The sequence below is a fragment of the Micromonospora taraxaci genome, from assembly GCF_007830095.1.
Taxonomy (GTDB): domain Bacteria; phylum Actinomycetota; class Actinomycetes; order Mycobacteriales; family Micromonosporaceae; genus Micromonospora; species Micromonospora taraxaci.
The window spans coordinates 2,708,945-2,730,357 of sequence record NZ_VIWZ01000001.1 but is presented as its reverse complement, the minus strand read 5'-3'; the positions used below and the strand labels follow the sequence as shown (position 1 = coordinate 2,730,357).

General features: G+C 70.7%; 18 protein-coding genes. 9 read left to right on the top strand and 9 right to left on the bottom strand.

Annotation, left to right across the window (positions count from 1 at the left end; translation table 11 throughout):
• Positions 1-62: 62 nt before the first annotated feature.
• The 3 genes from FHU34_RS12735 to FHU34_RS12725 all read right to left on the bottom strand — a co-directional run bounded on the left by FHU34_RS12735 (position 63) and on the right by FHU34_RS12725 (position 5,230).
• The gene (locus FHU34_RS12735) at positions 63-2,948 is read right to left on the bottom strand and encodes a helix-turn-helix transcriptional regulator (RefSeq protein ID WP_145780151.1); all 2,886 of its coding nucleotides are present in this window, start codon (positions 2,946-2,948) and stop codon (positions 63-65) included.
• Positions 2,949-3,525: 577 nt separating this feature from the next.
• Positions 3,526-4,542 carry a sensor histidine kinase gene (locus FHU34_RS12730; protein ID WP_145780150.1) on the bottom strand — a complete coding sequence of 339 codons (1,017 nt, stop codon included), beginning with the start codon at positions 4,540-4,542 and terminating at the stop codon, positions 3,526-3,528.
• The gene (locus FHU34_RS12725) at positions 4,535-5,230 is read right to left on the bottom strand and encodes a response regulator transcription factor (RefSeq protein ID WP_145780149.1); all 696 of its coding nucleotides are present in this window, start codon (positions 5,228-5,230) and stop codon (positions 4,535-4,537) included. The genes FHU34_RS12730 and FHU34_RS12725 overlap by 8 nt, the downstream gene beginning before the upstream one ends.
• Before the next feature lie 140 nt (positions 5,231-5,370).
• Between FHU34_RS12725 and FHU34_RS12720 the strand changes: the two genes are divergently transcribed.
• Entirely contained in the window at positions 5,371-6,450 is a 1,080-nt protein-coding gene (locus FHU34_RS12720) for an NAD-dependent epimerase/dehydratase family protein (RefSeq protein ID WP_145780148.1), read from the top strand.
• On the opposite strand, the gene FHU34_RS12715 is transcribed toward FHU34_RS12720, so the two are convergent.
• Positions 6,422-7,786 (bottom strand): hypothetical protein, encoded by a 1,365-nt coding sequence (locus FHU34_RS12715; protein WP_145780147.1) that lies wholly within the window; start codon positions 7,784-7,786, stop codon positions 6,422-6,424. The genes FHU34_RS12720 and FHU34_RS12715 overlap by 29 nt on opposite strands.
• A 147-nt stretch (positions 7,787-7,933) precedes the next feature.
• On the opposite strand from FHU34_RS12715, the gene FHU34_RS12710 reads away from it, so the two are divergent.
• The 7 genes from FHU34_RS12710 (at position 7,934) to FHU34_RS12680 (ending at position 13,076) form a co-directional block, all read left to right on the top strand.
• On the top strand, positions 7,934-8,611 hold the full coding sequence (locus tag FHU34_RS12710) for a glycosyltransferase family 2 protein (protein ID WP_145780146.1): 678 nt from the start codon (positions 7,934-7,936) through the stop codon (positions 8,609-8,611).
• On the top strand, positions 8,608-9,288 hold the full coding sequence (locus FHU34_RS12705; protein WP_145780145.1) for a TIGR04282 family arsenosugar biosynthesis glycosyltransferase: 681 nt from the start codon (positions 8,608-8,610) through the stop codon (positions 9,286-9,288). Before FHU34_RS12710 ends, FHU34_RS12705 begins: the two co-directional genes overlap by 4 nt.
• Complete coding sequence (locus tag FHU34_RS12700; protein WP_244311643.1) at positions 9,285-9,992, top strand: methyltransferase domain-containing protein; 708 nt, start codon at positions 9,285-9,287, stop codon at positions 9,990-9,992. Before FHU34_RS12705 ends, FHU34_RS12700 begins: the two co-directional genes overlap by 4 nt.
• Positions 9,989-11,122, top strand: a complete 1,134-nt coding sequence (locus tag FHU34_RS12695; protein ID WP_145780144.1) for a molybdopterin-dependent oxidoreductase — start codon at positions 9,989-9,991, stop codon at positions 11,120-11,122. Before FHU34_RS12700 ends, FHU34_RS12695 begins: the two co-directional genes overlap by 4 nt.
• Positions 11,119-11,577: a hypothetical protein gene (locus FHU34_RS12690; RefSeq protein WP_208744975.1), complete on the top strand. Its 459-nt coding sequence runs from the start codon at positions 11,119-11,121 to the stop codon at positions 11,575-11,577. Before FHU34_RS12695 ends, FHU34_RS12690 begins: the two co-directional genes overlap by 4 nt.
• Positions 11,570-12,415, top strand: a complete 846-nt coding sequence (locus tag FHU34_RS12685) for an S-methyl-5'-thioadenosine phosphorylase (RefSeq protein WP_145780143.1) — start codon at positions 11,570-11,572, stop codon at positions 12,413-12,415. The genes FHU34_RS12690 and FHU34_RS12685 overlap by 8 nt, the downstream gene beginning before the upstream one ends.
• 79 nt (positions 12,416-12,494) lie before the next feature.
• Positions 12,495-13,076: a DM13 domain-containing protein gene (locus tag FHU34_RS12680; RefSeq protein WP_145780142.1), complete on the top strand. Its 582-nt coding sequence runs from the start codon at positions 12,495-12,497 to the stop codon at positions 13,074-13,076.
• A gap of 14 nt (positions 13,077-13,090) precedes the next feature.
• Here FHU34_RS12680 and FHU34_RS12675 read toward each other — a convergent pair whose 3' ends face one another.
• From FHU34_RS12675 to FHU34_RS12655, 5 genes are all read right to left on the bottom strand, one after another.
• Positions 13,091-14,209 (bottom strand): Gfo/Idh/MocA family protein, encoded by a 1,119-nt coding sequence (locus tag FHU34_RS12675; RefSeq protein ID WP_145780141.1) that lies wholly within the window; start codon positions 14,207-14,209, stop codon positions 13,091-13,093.
• Complete coding sequence (locus FHU34_RS12670; RefSeq protein WP_145780140.1) at positions 14,179-14,889, bottom strand: ThuA domain-containing protein; 711 nt, start codon at positions 14,887-14,889, stop codon at positions 14,179-14,181. Before FHU34_RS12670 ends, FHU34_RS12675 begins: the two co-directional genes overlap by 31 nt.
• 170 nt (positions 14,890-15,059) lie before the next feature.
• Positions 15,060-16,547 (bottom strand): RICIN domain-containing protein, encoded by a 1,488-nt coding sequence (locus FHU34_RS12665; RefSeq protein ID WP_145780139.1) that lies wholly within the window; start codon positions 16,545-16,547, stop codon positions 15,060-15,062.
• 29 nt (positions 16,548-16,576) lie between these two features.
• Positions 16,577-18,016, bottom strand: coding sequence for a glycoside hydrolase family 43 protein (locus tag FHU34_RS12660; protein ID WP_145780138.1), 1,440 nt, complete (start codon positions 18,014-18,016; stop codon positions 16,577-16,579).
• Between the two features lie 36 nt (positions 18,017-18,052).
• Positions 18,053-19,513 (bottom strand): family 43 glycosylhydrolase, encoded by a 1,461-nt coding sequence (locus FHU34_RS12655; protein ID WP_145780137.1) that lies wholly within the window; start codon positions 19,511-19,513, stop codon positions 18,053-18,055.
• 532 nt (positions 19,514-20,045) lie between these two features.
• On the opposite strand from FHU34_RS12655, the gene FHU34_RS12650 reads away from it, so the two are divergent.
• Positions 20,046-21,404 (top strand): lectin, encoded by a 1,359-nt coding sequence (locus tag FHU34_RS12650; RefSeq protein WP_145780136.1) that lies wholly within the window; start codon positions 20,046-20,048, stop codon positions 21,402-21,404.
• Positions 21,405-21,413 lie beyond the last annotated feature (9 nt).

Here is a 21,413-nt window from a genome sequence, read left to right as displayed (position 1 = left end):
GGCCTCGTGCTGCCGGGCCCGTCGGCGTTGCACCGAACGACGTCATCGGGCCTGGTTCACGGTCACCGATCGGTGTCATCGAGCCGGGCGACCCAGGCGACCAGACCGGACCGGGAGGCGACGCCCGCCTTGCGGTAGATCCGGGTCAGGTGCGCCTCCACGGTGCGGGGGCTGATGTTCAACTGCCGCCCGATCAGTCGGCTGGTGGCCCCGGTCGCCGCCAGGCGTGCGATGTGCCATTCCCGGTCGGTCAGGGCGGCCACCTCGGCCGGACCTACCGGGCGGGCCAGTCGGAGGCCGACCCGTTCCGTGCCACACCATCCGGCCAGTTCCAGCGCCCGACGGCGGGCCCGCGCCGCCCGGCCGGCCTGGTCCTCGGCTTCGGCGGCACGGGCCAGGGAGGCCAGCGCGAGACTGCGCCGCAGCGCCATCCCGCCGGCGCGGAACAGGTCAGCGGCAGCCTCCAGGTGCAGCATCGCCGCCGGGACCTCACCACGGGCGAGCAGTACCTCGCCGTACGCCGATTCGGCGAAGCCGCGCTGCCCGGCGAGACCGATCTGGTCGGCCTCGGCCATCGCCCGCTGCGCCTGCTGTTCGGCCTCGGCCACCTCGCCGGCGGCGAGCGCGGCGGCGCTGAGCAGCTCGAACCACATCGGCCGGAGAGTGGTCTGCAGGTGGCTCAGCCGGCTGTCGCCGCCGGCTGAGCGCACCAGCTCGGCACAGGTCGCCGGGTCACCGGACAGCAGTGCCGCGGTCGCCAGCGCCAACACGGCGGTACGACCACACCAGGTGGCGAGGTCGGTGGCGATCCCGACGGCGCTGCGGGCCAGCGCCACCGCCCGGTCGTCGTCGCGAGGGCCACCACGCCAGGCCGTCGCCTCCGCCTCGAACGCTAGGGCGAAGCTCAGCAGGTGGTGGCTGCCGATGCGCCGGGCGACGATTCCCGCCTCGGTGGCCAGGCCGATGGCCGTGGTCAGGTGACCACCGTGGTAGGCGACCTGACTACGACCGAGCAGCAACTGGCACAGCCCGTCGTCTCGGTGCGAGGCGCGGACGAGGGTCAGCCCACGGTCGAGGTGCCGCGCCGCGTCGGCCTGCCGTTCGAGGTACAACTCGGTCAGGCCGAGCGCGGTGAGGCAGTCGGGGTGGTCGCGCACCTCCCGGTCCGGCAGCGCGTCGACGATCCGGGCGCCCGCGTCGAGCAGACCCCGGGCGTCGTCGAGTGCGCCGTCGTGCACAGCGGCCAGGCTGCGTACGGCCAGCAGGCCTGCTCGGTCGACGGCGGAGCCGACGCCGGGATCACCGGTCAGCGCGTCGGGCGGACCGGCGGCGGGACGGCGGCCGGCCAGGATGCCGGCGACGTCGATCTCGGTGGCGAGTCGGTAGCCGACGCCGGGTGTGGTGCCGGCCGGGAGGGCGGCCAGCTCGCGTCGGCTGATCGCCGCAGCCTCCGGGTAGTTGCCGAGCAGGCGTTCCACGCGCGCCCAGAGTGCGACAGCATGCGCCCGTCGTCCCTGCGGGTCGGCGGGGAAGAGCGGCACGATCTCCTGGAGCAGGGCCCTGCTCTCGGCCAGGTTGCCCGCCTCCCCGGTGATCTGGGCGAGCGCGAGCGCCACGTCTCGGCGACGCTGCGTCGAGCCGGCCGTCGGCCGTAGCGCCCGCAGCGCCAGCCGCAGCCAGCGGATGGCCAGGTCGGGTGTCTCGCGGCGGATCTCCTGGGCGGCCTGGCAGAGCACGTCGACGCAGCGTTCCGCCCAGCGGCCGTTCGGCAGGGCGAGCAGGCGCTCCGCGTAGCGGGCCTGGTCCGTTGGTGGCGCGCCCAGCTCGACCAGCGCGGTGAGCGCCCGCGCAGAAGCCTCCGCCCGCCACGCCGGGTCGGTGTCCTGCGCGACAGCCATCCTCAGCACCGGGTGCCGGAAGGCGAACCGTCCGGTGCCGGGCACCCGGCGGAGCAGATCGAGCCGGGCCAACCGCCAGCCGGCCTCGACCGCACGTGCCGTCGGCACCTGCGCGACCGCGGCGAGCAGGTCAGCGGTGAAGGGCGCGTCGACGACCGACCCGGCCCGCAGACAGGTCAGCTCGACAGACGGCAGGTCCGCCCATTCGCGGCGCAGCACGGCCACCACGGTGTCGGACAACCAGGCACCCTGCGCTTCCCGGATCGGGTCGACGCCGTCCGATGCGGGGCCGCCCGGCAGCGCTGCCAGGTAAACGGGGTTGCCGCCGGTGACGTCGTACCGAACCCGCAGTTCCGCTTCGTCGACGTGCGGGTGCAGCGCCGCGACCTCGGCGAGGCTGAGCGGGTTGAGCTCGATCCGGTCGTGGGCCGCCGGTTCCGCGTCGGCCTGCTCCCGGGAATCCGGTGGGCCGAACGGCATCGGGGTCGCCATCTGCCGTGGGCGGTAGACGAGCACGAGCAGGAGGGGTGCGGGCACCGGATAGCGCAGGAGGTGGGCGATCAGGCCGGCGGAGGAGGCGTCCGCCCAGTGCAGATCGTCGAGGACCAGCGCCAGACCGTCCCGGGCCGCCAGGCCGATCAGCCGACGGGCCAGTTGGTAGGTACGGAACCGCTGGGCGTCCGACGCCCGCACCGGACCCGGTGGCTCCGCTGCGGCGGACTCCATCCAGGTCTCCCCGGTGAACCGCCCGAGACGGAGCCCGCGGCGGAGGGGCTGCCCCTCCGTGAAGGCGTGTCGGAACACGTGGAAGGGAACGCCTCGCTCGTCCGGCGCGCACGTCCCGACGGCCCGGGGAACGGCGGGAACGCACCGTTCCAGTGCCTCGCGGACGAACCGGGTCTTGCCGATGCCTGGCTCTCCGACCACCTCGCACACCATCTGCTGGCCCCGGCTCAGGGCACTGTCCTGGGCTCTCTCGATACGCGCCAACTGTGGTCGCCGCCCGACGAAGCGCAGGCCTGTTGACGCATTTTCCAGCCCAGATGTCATCACGCAGATCAGACACTTTCCGGCACACTCAAAGGGGAATGGTCACTATACCGGAGAGCCATCGAATATCGAAGATGTGTTCTTCCATTCCATCACCCGCCACCGTGGTGCAGGTTCTTTCCGAGCTTGCCGCAGAACCCGTAGAAATGGACCGAACAATATCCCTGAAACCCAGTAAATCACCCCTCACCCACCCGGCCGGGACACACGCGACGAAGTCGAGGTCGAAATAGGAATCCCACGCAGGCCAGACGCGTTATTGCCCGATCTGCACCCGTCCGGATACCGCCGAAATCATGAACGCCTATGCAAAACACCCGAAGGTGTCAGTTCCACACCGGACCTTCACCCGGAGGACACAGTCATTTACAAAGACCTGCCCGCAAGACTTTTGTCAACCACCGAATGACTTGAACCACGTCGCCTTCTGCCCGCCTTCGGCTGACCTTCACGGCACTATGACGGCCCAACCGGCAGCCGGGAGACAAAGACCGGAAAGCGCGTGGGGAAACAACCGGAGCACCCTCCCGGGAAACCGGTCGACCGGGTCGTACGACGAACCCCGCAGCCCGTTCCGTCAGGCTGTGGCCAGCCGGACCATGAACTGGCAGCCGTCCGAGGTGTTGCGCACCTCGACCCGACCTCCGTGCGCCTCCACCAGACCGTGGACGATGGCCAGGCCGAGCCCTCCGGACGCCCCACCGTCGCCCGGGCCGGGGGTGCGGGCAGGTTCACCTCGGAAGGCGATGTCGAACACTCGCGGAAGGTCGGCCGGGGGAATGCCGCCACAGGTGTCGGCGACCGACAGCCAGGCGTGGTCCTCCTCGCGGCCGGCTTCGATGCGTACCGTGCCGTCCTCCGGGGTGTAGCGGACCGCGTTGAGCAGCAGGTTGGCGACGACCCGCGCCAGCTCCGGCTCGCTCGCGGCGACCGTCGGCCACCCTGACTCACTGGCGACCAGCTTGATCCGGCGAGCGTCGGCCAACGGGAAGGTGGTGGCCAGCGCGTCCGACACCACCTCACCGAGCGGCACCGCCGTCAACGACAACCGCAGCGCTCCCGCGTTGATCCGGGACAGCTCGAACAGGTCGTCGACGAGGCGGGTCATCCGGTCGGTCTCCAGCCGGATCCGTCGGTGGTAGTCGTCGACAGTGTCCGGGTCACGGACCACCCGGTCCTCCAGCGCCTCGGCCATGGCCCGGAGCCCGGCGAGCGGCGTACGCAGGTCGTGGGAGACCCAGGCGACCAGGTCACGCCGACCCTTCTCCAGTTGTCGTTCCCGCTCGCGGGCCTGGTCGCGCCAGACCGCGGCGCGTGCCAGCCGGCGGCCGACGTGCCCGCCGACGGCGAGGCTGACCACCGCTGCCGCCGCGACGGTGATCAGGACGACCTCAAGGTCGTGCGGGGAGAGGAACATCGCCTCCGCGACCGCCATCACCCCGACCGCGACGGCACCCACCGTGGTGGTGAGCAGAACGTTGAGGTGCACGGTGATCGACCTGCGCCGAAGGGCACGGAGCAGCACCGCGCCGGCGAGTCCGATACCCAGCGCCGCGCCGAGGGCGATCGCGAAGATCAGCAGTAGGTCACGCATGGGTCGGCTCGTAGCGGTAGCCGACGCCCCAGACGGTCACGATCCGCTGCGGATCGGCCGGGTCGGCCTCGATCTTCTCGCGCAGCCTGCGGACGTGCACCGTCACGGTCGAATGGTCCCCGAAGTTCCATCCCCAGACCTGCTCCAGCAGTTCGGCCCTGCCGAACACCGTGGACGGGTGCCGCATGAGGTGGACGAGCAGGTCGAATTCGCGCAGCGTCAGCGCCAGTTCGCTGCCGGCGAGGTGGGCGGTTCGGGAGGTCGTGTGCACCACCAGGCCGCCGTCGGTGAGCGCCTCCGGCCGCTCGGGTGCCGGCCCGCCGGCGGCGCGACGGAGCACCGAACGGACCCGCAGCACCAGTTCCCGGGGGGAGAAGGGCTTGGTCAGGTAGTCGTCCGCGCCGAGCTGCAACCCGAGGATCCGGTCGGCCTCGTCCCCCCGCGCGGTCAGCATGACGATCGGTACGCCGTCCGGCCGTACCCGCAGCTGCCGGCACACCTGCAGACCGCTGATCCGGGGCAGCATCAGGTCGAGCACGACCAGGTGGGGCTTCTCCCGCTCCACCGCCTCCAGTGCCGCCGCGCCGTCCGCCGCCAGGCTCACCTGGAAGCCGTCGTTCTCCAGGTAACGACGGATGACGTCACTCACGGTCTGATCGTCGTCGACCACCAGCACCCGCTGTGTCACCGTCAACTCTTCCCCCGCAGGTCCATCGGGCCAGCGTAGCCACGCGCCGAGGTGCGCTCCCACCACGCAGACCTTGCGAGGTTCTTACGGCCGCGTCCACACACCCACGTGGGGGTATGGCAGGCCATACCGTGACCGGAATGCGGATACTCGTCACCGGTGCGGCCGGATTCGTCGGCTCACACATCGCCGACCTGCTCACCGAACACGGGCACGAGGTGGTGGCCCTCGACGCGCTCCTGCCGGAGGCGCACGGCGCGACGGCACCGCCCTGGACCGATCGGCACGACCTCGTGGTCGGCGACGTCCGTGACGCTGACCTGCTGGCCCGGCTACTGGCCGGGGTCGACGCGGTCTGCCATCAGGCGGCCATGGTCGGCCACGGCATCGACCCGGCTGACGCTCCCCGGTACGCCGCGCACAACGACCTCGGCACGGCCACTCTCCTCGCGGCGATGCACGCCACCGAGGTACGCCACCTCGTGCTGGCCAGTTCGATGGTGGTCTACGGCGAGGGCCGCTACCACTGCCCGACACACGGAATCGTCCGGCCCTCCGGCCGCCGGGCCGCCGACCTGGCCGCGGGCCGGTACGAGCCGACCTGCCCTCGCTGCGACCGTGCGCTCTCCCCCGGTCTCGTGCCGGAGGACGCGCCGTTGGAGCCGCACAGCACGTACGCCGCCACCAAGTTGGCTCAGGAACATCTCGCCGGTGCCTGGGCCCGGCAGACCGGCGGGTCGGTCTGGGCGCTGCGTTACCACAATGTCTACGGACCGCGGATGCCCCGCGACACCCCGTACGCCGGGGTGGCGTCGATCTTCCGGTCGGCCCTGGCCGCCGGGCAGCCGCCCCTGGTCCTGGAGGACGGACGGCAACGGCGCGACTTCGTGCACGTGACGGACATCGCCGCGGCCAACCTGCTGGCCCTGACGACACCGGCACCGGATCCTCTGGTCCCGATCAACGTCTGCTCCGGTGAACCGCACACCGTCGGCGAGTTGGCCCACGAGCTGGCTGCGGCGATGAACGGACCATCGCCCGTCACTGTCGGGGGCGGGCGGGCGGCGGACGTACGGCACGTCGTGGCCGATCCGGCCCGCGCCACCCGCCTGCTCGGCTTCACCGCCCGAATCGGCTTCGCCGCCGGCATCGCCGACTTCACCACAGCGGTAATGAGGGATCCGGCAGCGGTCAGGACACCGTCCACAGTAGGTGGTTAACGGCGAGAGCCGTGGCTGCCTGTCCCGCCAGCCACCACCGTTGGTGCCCTCTGGGCAGGTGGGCGGTCGCGACGAGCAGCCAGACGGCGAACGGCAGCCAGATCCGCTCCACCTCGGCTTTGCTGAGCCCGGAGAGATCCGCCGCGAGCACGGCAACCGCCGCCGCGACGGGCAACCACACAGTGGGTCCGGCGTCGGCGATCCGCTGGCGGACGGCCGTCGCCAGTGGCGCTGGCGGTCGCCGGACCGACACGGCGGCCACCGCCCGCCGCAACGCCGGCCCGACCACCGGGCCGGCCGAGAGCAGAAGGGCGGCGAGGTTGGCCCAGACCCAGTAGCCGTACGGCCGATCCGCCGCCCAGCCCTGGTAATACCGACGGGTCACCAGGTGGTAGCCGTCCAGCCACCAGAACCCGGCCACTGTGAACGCGGCCACGACCGCCGCTCCCGCCGTAGCCGCGACCAGGAGGACGGCGAGGCGGTCCCGCGTCCGGAGCAGCACCACAGTCAGCGCAAGCAGCCCGACCAGGACGAAGCCGTACGACAGGTAGAGCGCGAACCCGAGCAGCAGCCCGCCGAGTACGGCCCCGGGTCGGCCTCCCACCGCCAACAGCGCCAGGCCGCCCGCGACCACCGCGGCGAAGATCCCGTCCGCGGACACGCCCACCCAGACCGCCCCCGGAAAGAGGACCAGGAACGGCCAGACCGCCCGAGCCGCATCCTCCGCGCCGAGTGCCCGCAACGTCACCGGAACCGACACCGACACCGTGGCCCCGAGCAGCACACAGGCGAGCCCGGCGGCGGCCCCGCCGCCCAGGCCGATCCGGTCCAACCCGACGAAGAACAACAGCGCCCCCGGCGGATGAGCGGCGGTGTGGGTCGACCACGAGTGCGGTTGGAAGTCGAGGATGCGGTCGGCGAAGCCGGACAGCATCAGGCCGACGTCCGCCACCCGGGGCACCTCGTGCAGGTACTCGGCCTGCACGGTGAGCCGCTCGGTCAATCCGGCCGACCAGCCGTCCACCAGCGCCAGGGACAGCGTCCAGAGCACCGAGGTGAGATAGCCGACGACCAGCAGCCGCGTCCAGCGCGTGTCGGCTCCCCAGCGCGTAGCGCGCCAGACGAACAGCGCCCCGACGAGGAACGCGACGGGGGTGCCGAAGCCCAGGTGGGGCTTCCAGGTGGCATAGAGCGGGGCGGCGTCGGCGTAGAGCCGTACGCCCCGGTGGTTGAGCAGCGCGCCGATGCCGACGGCGGCGGCGAGCACTGCCACCTCGACACCGAGGACGATCAGGTCGGCGTACCGGGTTCGTCCCGGCCGGGTCATCGTGGTCATGGTGACGGCCGACGATACGACCCACGACCAGGGTCTCGACAGCGGAACGAGGGGACGTCAGGGACTTGTAAGATCCGTTGCCGCGTAAGCGATTCGTAAGGCGGCACGACGATCCGGACGGTCCGTCGCGGGCCTAGCGTCGCCGGTATGCGCACAACGATCGACGTGGTGTTGCCGTGTCTGGACGAGGCGGCCGCACTGCCTGCCGTACTGAGCGGGCTGCCGCCCGGCTATCGCGCCATCGTGGTCGACAACGGCTCCACGGACGGCTCGCCGAGGATCGCCGCCGAACACGGGGCTCGGGTCGTCCACGAGCCACGACGCGGGTACGGCGCGGCCGTACACACCGGCCTGCTGACTGCGGACGCCGAGCTGGTCTGCGTCCTCGACGCGGACGGCTCGTTCGACCCGGCCGAGTTGCCCAGACTGGTCGCGACGGTGCTCGACGGCCGGGCGGATCTCGCCGTCGGGCGGCGTCGGCCGGTTTCGGCGGACGCCTGGCCGTGGCATGCCCGAACCGGAAACGCCCTGGTCGCCGCGCTGCTGCGGCGCCGGGGCGTACCGGTCCACGACATCAGCCCGATCCGGGTGGCCCACCGGGCGGCGCTGGTGGGACTCGGCGTCGACGACCGCGCGTTCGGTTATCCGTTGGAACTGCTGCTCCGCGCGGCCCAGGCAGGCTGGCGGATCGTCGAGCTGGACGTCGCCTACGCTCCCCGGGCCGCCGGAACCAGGTCGAAGGTCTCCGGGTCGGTCCGGGGCACGGTGCGGGCGGCCCGGGACTTCGCCGGAGTGTTACGCGCCGACGCCGGTGGTGACCGGTGAACGTCCTGCTCGTGGTCGCCAAGGCACCGGTTCCGGGGCTGGCCAAGACACGACTCTGCCCGCCGGCGAGTCCCACCCAGGCGGCCCGTATCGCGGCGGCGGCGTTGTTGGACACCCTCGCGGCGGTGCGCGCCACACCGTCGACGATCCCCGTGCTGGCGTACACCGGCCGGTTCGCCGACGCCGAGCACGGCGCGGAACTGACCGCCGCGCTGGCGGGTTGGCACCTCCTTCCACAGCGCGGCGACACCTTCGCCGACCGCCTCGCGAACGCGCACTCCGACACCGCCGCGGCCTTCCCCGGCCGCCCGGTGCTGCAGATCGGAATGGACACGCCGCAGATCCGCCCGCCCCTGCTCACCACCGCGCTGGAACGGCTCGCCGACCACGAGGCGGTGTTCGGACCGGCGCTCGACGGCGGCTGGTGGGCGCTCGGGCTACGCGACCCGGCGGGCGCGAGGGTGTTACGCGACGTGCCCATGTCGACCGACGACACCGGTCGACGTACTCGCGCCGCGCTCCGCGGCCACGGCACAGACCCGGCGATCCTTCCCGTTCAACGGGACGTCGACGACTGGCCGGCCGCGCTGGCGGTCGCGATCGACCTGCCCGGCACCCGGTTCGCCGACGCCGTCGAGTCGGTGGCTGGCCACCTGTCGAACGGACGCCTCAGGTGACCTCGACGATCGCCCTCGATGGCTTCGATCTCCTGTGGGGCAGGCTCGACAGCCGGTCCGCCGACCAGGGCGCCTGCGGTACGCCTGTCGCACCGCCACCTGAGGCCGACCACTGGCTCGTGCACACCGACGGGCGACGTGACCCGTTGCCGGTGCGGCGCTGGCACGGCCCGCCCGAACCGGCCATCACGTCCATCGCCGCACGCTGCTCCGGCCCCACGATCGATCTCGGCTGCGGTCCCGGGCGACTGACCAGGGCGCTCGTCCAGCAAGGGCTCGTCGCGCTGGGCGTGGACATCTCCGCCGAGGCGGTACGACTGACCCGGGGCCGAGGTGTGGTAGCTCTGCGGCGCGACGTCTTCGAACCACTTCCCGGCGAGGGCCGGTGGGCGCACGCCCTGCTCGTCGACGGCAACGTCGGCATCGGCGGCGACCCGGTCCGGCTGCTGCGCCGGTGCGGCACGTTGATCGCGGCGGACGGAACGCTCGTGGTCGAGGTCGAGCCCCCGGGCGCCGGGCTGTGGCAGGGGCAGGCGTACGTCCTGTCCGGAACCTGCGACGAAGGGGCACGACAGGGACCGACGTTCCGCTGGGCGCGAGTCGGAGCGGAGGCGGTGGCCGGTGCCGCAGCCGCTGCCGGCCTGCGGGTCGTGGACACGATCCGACTCGGCCCGCGCTGGTTCGCCGAGTTGGCGATCGCATGACCCGCCGCCCCCGCATCCCCGTCCCCGAGGACTTCACCGCCCCGTCGCACTCGTCGCTGGTCGCCGCCCGGCTCGGTCTCTGGCTCGGGGTGGCGTTCGGGCTGTGCTTCGTGACCGGTGTCCTCAGCCACTACATTCAGCACCCGCCAGGCTGGTTCACCTGGCCGAGTCGACCGGTCAACCTCTACCGGATCACCCAGGGCACCCACGTGCTCTCCGGAATCGCCGCGATCCCGCTGCTGCTGGCCAAGCTGTGGAGCGTCTACCCCCGACTGTTCGCCCGTCCGCCAGTGCGCCACCCGATCCGACTGTCCGCGCACGCCCTCGAACGGATCTCCGTCCTGGTTCTGGTCTGCGCCGCGTTCTTCGAACTGGTCACCGGCCTGTTCAACGTCGCCCAGTCGTACCCGTGGGGGTTCTTCTTCCCGGCAGCGCACTACGCGGTCGCCTGGCTGCTGGCGGGCGGGGTGCTGCTGCACATCGCGGTGAAGCTCCCGATCGTCCGCGCGGCGCTGAACACGCCTCTGCGACGGGACGACCGAGACTCGTCCGGACGGCGTGCGTTCCTGCGTACAGCGGCGGGCGTCGCCGGAGTCGCCGTGCTGGCCACGGCCGGGGTCACCGTGCCCTGGTTGCGTCGGGTGTCCCCGCTGGCGTGGCGCTCCGCAACCGGGCCGCAGGGCGTCCCGATCAACCGGACGGCGGCAGCCGCGCACATCACCGTTCCACCCGACTGGCGGCTGGAGATCGTCTGGACGGGTGGAAGGAATGTCTTCTCCCTTGCCGAACTGGCAGCCCTGCCCCAGCGCACAGCGAATCTGCCGATCGCCTGCGTCGAGGGCTGGAGCGCCTCCGCCGACTGGACGGGCGTACCCGTCGTCGACCTGCTCCGGCTGGTCGGCGCGCCGACCGACCGGGCGGTTCGGATCTCCTCGCTGGAGACCCACGGCCTGTACGCCACCAGCACGCTCCCGGCGACCCACGTCGGTGACCTGCTCACCCTGCTCGCGCTGAGGATCAACGGCGAGGAACTGTCCCCCGACCACGGTTACCCCTGCCGTCTCATCGCTCCGAGCCGACCGGGGGTCCTCCAGACCAAGTGGCTGGCCCGGCTGGAGGTGCTGCGGTGAGAGCTGTCCGACTGCTCCTGCTCGTACTCGGCGTCGCGGCGGCGGCGTACGGCGGTTGGCTGCTCCGTCCTCACCTCGACACCACACTGCCGTGGCTGATCGGCGGCCCGGTGCTGCACGACCTCCTGGTGGCACCGCTGGTCGGGCTGGTCGGGCTTGCGCTGGGCCGACTGGTGACGAACCGACTGCGGCGGGCCTGGATCACCGCAGGTCTGATGGCGAGCGCAACGTTGCTGCTGATCGCGGTGCCACTGCTGTGGCGACCGTCCTCAGCGCCGCCGAATCCGGGCCTGCCGGACCGCGACTATCCGCTCGGGCTGACCGCCGGGCTGGCCGTCCTCTGGGCTGTCGTCGCGATCGTGCTGCTCGTCGACGCCATCGTCAGTCACCGCGACCCGGCTCGGCGATCCGAGCAACCCTCAGACCACACAGAGAGGAGAAGTCCCCATGTCTGAACGACGAAGCGGTCGTCCGCCGGTCGGGGTCATCGGTGGGTCGGGTCTCTACGAGTTCCTCGACGATGTCACCGAGGTAACTGTCGACACCCCGTACGGGCCGCCGAGCGACTCACTCTCCATCGGGGACATCGCCGGGCGGACGGTGGCCTTCCTGCCCCGTCACGGGCGTCGGCACACCCTCCCCCCGCACCGCATCAACTACCGGGCCAACCTGTGGGCGCTGCGAACAGTCGGCGTCCGCCAGGTGCTCGCGCCGGGCGCTGTGGGCGGCCTGCAACCGGAGCTGGGCCCCGGCACCCTCGTCGTGCCGGACCAACTGGTCGACCGCACCAACTGTCGCGAGCAGACCTACTACGACGGGAAGCTACGCCCGGACGGGCAGGTCCCCCGGGTCGTCCATGCTCCGTTCGCCGATCCCTACTGTCCGGTCGGACGGGCCACAGTCCTCGACGCCGCCCGCACCAACGGCTGGCGGCCGGTCGACGGCGGAACCATGGTCGTCATCGAAGGGCCGCGGTTCTCCACCCGCGCCGAATCACTGTGGTACGCCCAGGCGGGTTGGTCGACCGTCGGCATGACCGGCCACCCCGAAGCGGTGCTGGCCCGCGAACTGGCAGTGTGCTACACCGCGCTGTCACTGGTGACCGACCACGACTCGGGCGTCGAGGTCGGTCACGGCGTGACCCAGCAGGAGGTGTTCACCGTCTTCGCCCAGAACCTCGATCGCCTGCGCGTCCTGCTCGCCGACGCGGTGAAGGCGTTGCCACCGGACCAGGGAGGCTGCGCCTGCGCGGATGCTCTCGCCGGCACGGAGAGCGGCCTCACGCTGCCCTGACGCCTGCCGGTCCAGGCCGTAAGGGTTCCGAAAGGGTTCGCGACCGGTGCGACGGCGGTGACGACCGTACGCTCTGCTGGTGGGAAAATGGATCCTCCGGTCGCCGCTGGCGCGGGCCGGTCTCGCCGCCGCTGTCGTCGTGGCCATCGTGGCCCTCTACTGGTTCCAGCCGTGGAAGCTGTTCACCGACACGTACGTCGACGACGCGCTTCCCCCCGCCGAACCGACACCGGTCACCTCCGCCCCGTCGTCCACTCCGGCGGCCGCGACCCCGAGCCCAGTGGCTTCGGCGACCGCACCAGCGGCGGACCAGGTCCTGGCCGCCGGCGAGTTCGTCACCCACGAGCACGACACCACCGGCAGCGCCGAGATCCGCCGGCTGGCCAACGGGCGTCACCAGCTCGTCATCCGCGACCTGAACACGTCGAACGGTCCGGACCTGAGGGTGTGGCTGACCGACCAGCCGGTCATCCGCGGCACGGCCGGCTGGAAGGTGTTCGACGACGGGAAGTGGGTCGAGCTGGCACGGCTCAAGGGCAACAAGGGCAACCAGGTGTACGACCTGCCAGCGTCGGCTGATCCCGCCGACTTCCGCAGCGTCTCCATCTGGTGCAAGCGGTTCTCGGTCTCCTTCGGCGCGGCCGATCTCACGACGACCTGACCGGAGGCCTCCGGTCAGTGTCCGTACGCGTGCTGGGCCTGCCACTCCTCGGCCGGGGTGAGCGGGACCGGCGCGGGCCGCTCCGCCGTCGTCGTCAGCTCGATCCGCCGGCCTTCGGCCGCCGAGCGGAGCAGGGTGGTCATCGTTTCGAGCACGTGCAGCGCGAGGTCACCACCGGCGCGCGGCGGACGCTGACCGTCGGCGCCGACCAGGTCGATCAGGCCGATGCCCCGCGAGCTTTCGGCGTAACCGGCCTGCGGTTCGAGGACGCGCCACTCGCTGCCGCCGAGCGCGAAGAGTCGGACCTCCCCGTCGAAGTAGTTCGGGTCGGGCACCGCGAGTGTGCCGGTCTCCCCGTGGACCTCGATCGGCGCGGCAGTCGTCGTGACGCCGTCGAAGCTCGTGGTGATGGTGGAGAGAGCCCCGTTGACGTGTTCGAGCACGCCTGTCACATGGGTGTCCACCTCGACCGGGATCCGCTGGCCGGCGCGCGGACCCGAACCGATGACACGCTCGGCGCGCAACCGGCTGGCGGCTCCGGTCACCGCGCGGACCGGCCCGAGCAGGTGGATGAGCGCCGAGATGTAGTACGGCCCCATGTCCAGCAACGGGCCGCCGCCCGGGGCGTAGTAGAAGTCGGGGTGGGGATGCCAGCGCTCGTGCCCCGCCGTGACCATGACTGCCGACGCGGACATCGGTCGCCCGATGAGGCCGCCGTCGATCGCCGCCCGTGCCGTCTGCGTACCGGTGCCCAGGACGGTGTCCGGCGCGCACCCGACGAGGACGCCGGCCGATGCGGCCCGTTCGACGATCGAGCGACCGTCATCGAGCGTCACCGCGAGCGGCTTCTCCACGTACACGTTCTTGCCCGCGTCGATGGCGGCGAGCGAGATCTCGGCGTGGGCCGCGGGGATCGTGAGGTTGAGGACCGTCTGCACGTCCGGGCGGGCGAGCAGGCTCTCGACGCTCACCGCCTCGGCGCCGGGGATCTTGGCTGCGGCCTCGGCCGACCGGGTGGCGTCGAGGTCGGCCAGCGCGACGATGCTCACCGCGGGATGGTTCGCGAGGGTGTCCAGGTACGCGCGGGAGATGACCCCGAGACCTATGACGCCGACGCGGTGCGAGTCGCCCACACCATCCCCCTCTCGATCACGGTACGGACGCTCGGGTGCTCCAGCACGTCGAGGCTGTGCCCGGGGGTCGTCACGACGACGCGCCCGGCACCCCACCGTCGGGTCCAGATCGCCGGCGAGGTGACCGGCCGGTGCCAGGGGTGCCACTCCTGGGTGGGGTGGGTGGTCACGGCCAGTACGTCGATCAGGTCGTCGTGCAGCACCCAGTACTGCTCGGTGACCAGGTCGAAGTCCTCGACCCCGGTGGTGATCGGGTGCTCCCGGCCCAGGTCCGTGACGTGCACGGTGTGCGGCAGGAAGTTGTCCTCCGCCTCACCGTGACGCTCGCACGGCTCCTTACCCGGGTGGGTCGCGAACTGACCGCCCACCAGGTGCAGGTAGTCGGACGACGCGCGGAACGAGTCGACGATGCCGCCGTGCCAGCCGGTGAAGCCCGTGCCGGCGATGACCGCAGCGCTCAGGCCCGCCACCTCGGCCGAGGTGATCTGCGACATCGTCATGCACTGCACGACGAGGTCGGTGTCGGCCATCTCGGCGGCGTCGGCGTAGACCTCCGTCGACTCCTCGACCCGTACGGCGTAGCCGCTGTCCTCGAGGAAGGGGATGAACAGCTCCGTCGCCTTGACCGGCTGGTGTCCCTCCCACCCGCCCCGAACCACCAATGCTCTGCGCTGCGCCACCCTCGCTCCCTCCTCCGGTCCGTCGCCACCGGGCTGGCCGTTCCCGCCCCGGAGACGTGCCGTCGACACGCGTACGTGTCGGGCACCGAAACCGTACTCGGTTGTCGATGATGTCGACATTGGTCGGCTCCGCGGACGTGGAGGTGGCCCTCTCTGGGATTCGCCGTCGGTCAGACGGCCGTACGCGACCACTGCTGGTTGGCACCGGTATTGCACGTGTACTGCTTGAGGATCACGCCATCGGCTGTCGACGCGGCCGGAACGTCCACGCACTTGCCGCTGTGTCGGGCGCGCAGCTGGAAGTAGCTGCCGTTGGTGACCATCTGGAACTGCTGGTTGGTGCCGGTGCCACAGGTGTACTGGATGAGCTCGGCGCCGTCGGCGGTCGACGCGCTCGCCACGTCGAGGCACCTGCCGCTGTGCCGGCTGACGATGCGCCAGTAGCCGCTGCCGGCGTCCTGGAACTGCCACTGCTGCCACGCGTTGCCGCCGTAGGTGTACTGGCCGACACGCGCGCCGTTGTCGGTGTTCGGTTGCTGGACGTCCATGGCCTTGCCGCTGTGCCGCACGGTGATCCGGTAGAACGTCCCCGTCGCCGGTGGAGGCGTCGTGGGGTCGCTCCCGACGGTGTCGCCCCACGCGTACCGGATCCGGTCGGCGCCGGAGGTGTTGCGGACGCTCAGGTCGAGGCTGGTGCCGCTGCCACTGAGGGAGAACATCGAGTACCAGTCGTACCCGATGGTGCCCGGCTTGCCGCCGAGGGCGGGCCAGTAGGTGCCGCCCATCTGGTTGTCGCGCATGACCTGGGCCATGGCCCGGATGTGGCGGACGAAGTTGTCGGTGCTGTTCGCGTCGGCGTAGTTGCGGCCGTCGTTCATGGGAGCGCCGAACTCGGTCGCGACCGCCCGTGAGGCGCAGTTGCCGAGCCGGGTCTGGATGTGGCTGCGGAAGGCGTCATAGGTCATCGCGCCGTAGAAGAAGGCGTAGTGGTGGAACGAGAGCAGCGTGGAGTTGAAGCGGGTGTCGTTGCAGATGTCCCGCAGGTCCTGGCTGAAGCCGGTGCCGCCGATGAGCACCCGACCGGGCACCGCGGAGTAGTGGTAGCTGAGCCAGTTCGCCGCCACGGTGCGCCACTCCGCCGAGCTGTAGCCGTGCGGCTCGTTCATCGGCTCGAAGTAGACGTTGGCGTTCGCACCGTACGTGTTGGTCACCGTGGACCACATCGCGTTCCAGGCGGCGAGGTTGGTGATCCTGCCGCCGGAGGCGGCGCCGTCCTCCCAGTACGCCAGGATCACCTTGAAGCCCCGCGCGGTGGCCGCGTCGATGGCGCCTCGGTAGGCCTCCCACCAGGCCGTCCCCACGGTGTGGGTGTTGATGGGCAGCCGGACGGTGTTGACTCCCATCGTGGAGGCCATGTCGTCGTAGAGGGCGTTCGCCTTGGCCCGAACCGTCGCGTTGCTGTCCGACGAGCTCAGGCCCTGCACGACGAGCGGGCCGGTACTGAAGTTGTCACCCAGCACCGCCCAGTTCATACCCCGGAACTGGTTGGTGGCGGCGGTCGCCGGCGACGACGTGACGACGATGACGCCGGCCATCGCTGTCAGCGCGGCCACCAGGGCGATCAGCGGCCGGCGCAGCGATCGCGTGCTTCGGGTCATGACATGTCCAATCGGTGCGGAGGTCGGGGTCAGCTGGTCACCCGGAACGTCGCGTCGGCGCGGCTCTGCGCGTCGGTCACCGCGTCGAGCCGGAGCAGGTAGCTGTAGTGCCGGATGTGGCGGTCCGGGTGGCTGTAGGACTGGAACGACGTCCACGACGAGTTGGCCAGCCCGGCCACCTGCCGGAAGGTGGCGTCGGCGGCGAAGGTGGCGGAGCCGTCGTTGGCCTCCAGCCGGAAGTCGAACCCGTAGTGACGCAGGTAGTGACCCGGGTAGTTGACCGACTGGATGGAGACCGTTCCGGAGCCGGCCAGGCCGGGCACGAGCCGCCACTGCCCGTCCTGGGCCGGGCTGACATTCGGGTCGATCCGCGCGTCGTAGTCGGCGTGCCGCACGTACCGGTCCTGGAAGTTGTACGACTGGATCCGGTTGACAGCGGTGTTGGGCCAGCGGTTGAGCACCCGCGTCTGCTCGGCCGCGGTCAGGTTGAGGATCGAGCCGTGCCGCTTCTTGGTGCCACCCATGGTGTACGAGCCGGAGGCCGGCAGCCGGTAGGCGCCCGGGCTCGACGGGTTGGTGGTCAGCACGGGCAGGTAGCCGCGCCCGCTGGAGTACTGGTCCAGGTAGAGCACCCACTCGTTGCGGCCGTTGAACGGCATCCACATCGGGCCCTCGACCTGCGCGCCGGTCAGCCCGATGCCGGACAGGTTGCCGAGGGTGGTCCAGGTGCCGAGAATGGAGTTGCTGCCCTCGATGGTGATCTGACCGTCCCGGGACGCCCGCACGTAGCGGTACGCGCCGACGCCGGCCGGCACCTCGACGATCTGGGTGTCGATGATCTCCTGGCTGCCGGGCCGGTTGATGTACGTCTGGGGCGTGGTGATGCTGCGGAAGTTCGAGGTACGCGCGGAGTAGATGCGGTGCTTGGTGGCCCCGTTGAGGGGGACGTTCGTCGCCCAGTAGAGGACGTAGTCGCCGGTTGCCGGGTTCCAGATCGCCTCCGGCGCCCAGGCGTTGCGTCCGTCCGGGATCGCGCCGGCGACGTTCAGCAGCCACGGCGCCGACCAGTTGACCAGGTCGGTGGACTCCCACACGACGAGGTTGCGGCTGCCGTTGTTGATGGCGGCTGACCAGTCCTGGCCGCAGCCGATGCACAGGTCCGTGGCGATGATCCAGTACCGGTCCCCAGCGGGTGAGCGGACCAGTGCGGGGTCCCGGACGCCGCGGGTGCCGACAGTGGAACGCAGGACGAGACCGCCGTTGTTGAGGTCGTTCCAGCGAAGGCCGTCGGTGCTGTGCGCGAGGTAGATCTGCTGGTCGGTCGACGATTCACCGGTGAAGTGCGCCATCAGGTATCCGACGGTCGGGTCGAGCGCGGCCGCGGGCTTCGGTGTCGCCGCCGACCAGGTGGTGAACAGCAGGCACGCGGTGACCACTACCGCACAGAGCCGGGAGAGGACTCTCGACATGGGTCAATCTCCTTCGCGCAGGGGCGTACGAATCGGCTAGAGAGTCGGTACGACGGGGCGGATGGTGCCGTCGGCGTTGAACTCCATCCGGTCGACGGCGGTCTCGCGGTTGGTGCCGTTGCCGGCGGGCACCGCGAACCGGTGGTAGGCGATGTGCCAGGTGTCGGTGTTGGGTGCTCGGACCACCGAGTGGTGGCCGGTGCCCTTGATGCCGGCCTCCAGCCGTTTCTGCAGCACGACGCCCCGACTGGTCCACGGCCCGAGAGGCGATGGGCCGGTGGCGTACGCGACGCGGTAGTCCTCGCTGCGCGTGTCGTTCTCGGACCACATGAAGTAGTAGAGGCCGTTGCACTTGAACACGAACGGGGCCTCGTTGTAGCCGGATGGCGTGATCACCCTCGCCTGAGCCGGGTCGAAGGAGACCATGTCGGCGTTGAGTCGTACCGCCCGTGCGACGCCCTGACCCCAGTAGAGGTAGGACTGCCCGTCGTCGTCGGTGAAGACCATCGGGTCGATCGCCTGCCCGCCGGAGAACTGGTCGCTGCGGACCAGCGGCCGCCCGAGCGCGTCGCGGAACGGCCCGACCGGGCTGTCGGCGACGGCCACGCCGAGGTGTTTGGCAGTGTTGCCGCTGGCCGCGCCCCCGCTGAAGTAGAGGTAGTAGCGGCCGTTGGCACCCGCGACCGCCGGTGCCCAGGCCGAGTTGTCCGCCCAGGTGACGTCCGGGCCGTGATCGAGGATCACACCGTGGTCGGTCCAGTTGACCAGGTCGGCGGAGGAGAACGCCTTGTAGTAGGTGCCGGCCCAGCTCGCGTAGCCGTCGGTGGTCGGGTACAGGTAGTAGCGGCCGTTGAACATCGCGAGGTGCGGGTCGGCGAAGAGGCCCGGGATCACCGGCCCCTTGGTGGTCCTGGGGGCCCACGGCGCGGCGAGGCGGAACGAGCTGTCCGCCCGGAACGCGGCGGTGTCCTGGTAGGCGTCGAGCCAGAGGGCGAAGTCGCGGTGCCGGATTCGCCGGTCCGGATAGTTGTACGAGGTGAGCGCCACCGATCCGGAGACCGAGCCGTCCACCGCGCAGAAGGTCGCGTCGGCCCGGAACGTCGCATCACCGGTGTTGGGGTCGACCCGGAGTCGGTAGTCGCGGTGCCGGAGGAACATGCCGGCCCTGGTCTGGAACGAGTAGCACTTGGGCGACGCGAGGCCATTGACCACTGTGAAGGTGGCATCCAGCTTGACCTGGTTGGCACTGCTGGAGGTCACCGGGTCGAGCCGGCCCAGGTAGTCCATGTGCCGCACGTACCGTCCGGCCTGATTGACCGCCTCCAGCGAGCGCGCGCCGGTGGACAGCGTGGCGGCATGGGCCGGTTCGCCGGCCGCCACCACGAAGGCGGCAGCAGCCACGGCGGAGAGCACGAGGATCCGGACGGTGCCAACGCCGTTGACCCGGTACGAGGGCCTGCCGGTGACCGACGACGCCGGGCTTCGCCATGCGACCATGATCCGGATCCTCCATTCTGGAAGGTCATCTATGTTAGCGTTAACAAGATCAACCCTTGCGGTACGTGGGCTTTTCCGGCTGCGAGGGGCGGGGATTTCCGGTCGGGGCGTGCTAGCCACAGGTGGCCGTGCAGATGTTTTCTGCTCGTTAACATCGCGTTGCGGACAGTGTTAGCGATAGCATCGATGAGTGTCAAGGAACCAGGCGTCCGCACCCCTGCCGCCCGGAAGAGCCCTGCCCGCCCACCCCTGGGCATCGGGTCCGCAACCCGCCGGACACAACATTGACATACTTCACTGCGTGATTTAGCGTCGGGTCGAATCGATTCGACGACCGGTGGTCCCGCTCGGGCGGCGAGGCCACTGGCGGGATCGTGTGCCGATGAGCCGGCCGGGCGCCGTGGCACATCGCGTCTCCCCCGAGGTTCCGCGTGCGTCCACGTGGTCGGCGGGTGCAGCCGGCAGCCACGCGTGTGGTCACCACGGCCTCTTCTACCTGCATCAATTCGTGCCGAGTGGCGGGAGTCCCCTCATGACAAGACGTAGACCCATCCTTGCTTCGCTGACGACGGCGGCTGTCGTCGTGGCCGCTGGCGCGGCGGCACTGACCGGTGGCCTGAGCACCACAGCGTCGGCCGCGGACGTCGTGCCGGCCGCGGCGACCGCCGGCTGCGGCAAGGCCCCGACGTTGACCAGCGGCCAACGGTCCATCCAGAGCAGCGGCCAGAACCGCAGTTTCATCCTGCGGATCCCGGACAACTACGACCGCAACCACCCGTACCGTTTGATCTTCGGGTTCCACTGGAACGGCGGGACCGCCGGCGACGTCGACGGCGGTGGGTCGGACGGGGCGGCCTGGTCCTACTACGGGCTGCGGCAGCAGGCGAACAACAGCACCATCTTCGTCGCCCCCCAAGGCAACGGGAACGGCTGGGCCAACCCCGGCGGCCAGGACGTCACCTTCGTCGACAACATGATCAGCCTGATCGAGGCCGACCTCTGTGTCGACACGACGCAGCGCTTCGCGCTCGGCTTCAGCTACGGCGGAGGCATGAGCTATTCGCTGGCCTGCTCCCGGGCCGGTGTCTTCCGCGCCGTCGCGGTCTACGCCGGCGGGCAGCTCAGCGGTTGCAGCGACGGCACCCAACCTATCGCGTACATGGGCATCCACGGCATCGGGGACTCGGTGCTCAACATCTCCGCCGGACGGTCCCTGCGGGACAGGTTCGTCCGCAACAACGGCTGCACCGCCCAGAACCCACCCGAGCCGAGGTCCGGCAGCCTGACGCACATCACCACCACCTACTCCGGCTGCCGGTCCGGCTATCCGGTGGTGTGGGCCGCCTTCGACGGCGGGCACACCCCCGGTCCGGTGGACGGCGGCGGAGACAGCGGAGCCAGGACCTGGACCAAGGGCGAGGTGTGGCGGTTCTTCACCCAGTTCGGCAGCACCGACCCGACCACCCCACCCACGACCCCGCCGCCGACCACCCCGCCGCCGGGCAGCACGTCGGCGCTGCGCAGCACGTCGTCCGGCCGGTGCCTGGACGTCAACGGCGGGTCCCAGGCCAACGGCGCGGCCGCGATCATCTGGGACTGCCACGGCCAGAGCAACCAGAGCTGGACCTCGACCTCGGCCCAGGAGCTACGTGTCTTCGGCGGCAAGTGTCTCGACGTGAACGGCGCCGGCACCGCCAACGGCAGCTCGGTGATCATCTGGGACTGCAACGGCCAGTCCAACCAGAAGTGGCGGCTCAACTCCGACGGCTCGATCACCGGAGTCGGTTCGGGCCGCTGCCTGGACACGGTCGGCAACGGCACGGCCAACGGCACCCGCGTCCAGATCTGGGACTGCAACGGCGCGGCCAGCCAACGATGGAGCCGGAGTTGAGTTCGGCGA

Bases quoted from the DNA above. Each gene is read 5' to 3' on its own strand.
- FHU34_RS12665 (WP_145780139.1), bottom strand. From the start codon at position 16,547: ATGACCCGAAGCACGCGATCGCTGCGCCGGCCGCTGATCGCCCTGGTG.
- FHU34_RS12710 (WP_145780146.1), top strand. From the start codon at position 7,934: ATGCGCACAACGATCGACGTGGTGTTGCCGTGTCTGGACGAGGCGGCC.
- FHU34_RS12650 (WP_145780136.1), top strand. From the start codon at position 20,046: ATGACAAGACGTAGACCCATCCTTGCTTCGCTGACGACGGCGGCTGTC.
- FHU34_RS12685 (WP_145780143.1), top strand. From the start codon at position 11,570: ATGTCTGAACGACGAAGCGGTCGTCCGCCGGTCGGGGTCATCGGTGGG.
- FHU34_RS12730 (WP_145780150.1), bottom strand. From the start codon at position 4,542: ATGCGTGACCTACTGCTGATCTTCGCGATCGCCCTCGGCGCGGCGCTG.
- FHU34_RS12660 (WP_145780138.1), bottom strand. From the start codon at position 18,016: ATGTCGAGAGTCCTCTCCCGGCTCTGTGCGGTAGTGGTCACCGCGTGC.
- FHU34_RS12715 (WP_145780147.1), bottom strand. From the start codon at position 7,786: ATGACCACGATGACCCGGCCGGGACGAACCCGGTACGCCGACCTGATC.
- FHU34_RS12735 (WP_145780151.1), bottom strand. From the start codon at position 2,948: ATGACATCTGGGCTGGAAAATGCGTCAACAGGCCTGCGCTTCGTCGGG.
- FHU34_RS12720 (WP_145780148.1), top strand. From the start codon at position 5,371: ATGCGGATACTCGTCACCGGTGCGGCCGGATTCGTCGGCTCACACATC.
- FHU34_RS12655 (WP_145780137.1), bottom strand. From the start codon at position 19,513: ATGGTCGCATGGCGAAGCCCGGCGTCGTCGGTCACCGGCAGGCCCTCG.
- FHU34_RS12695 (WP_145780144.1), top strand. From the start codon at position 9,989: ATGACCCGCCGCCCCCGCATCCCCGTCCCCGAGGACTTCACCGCCCCG.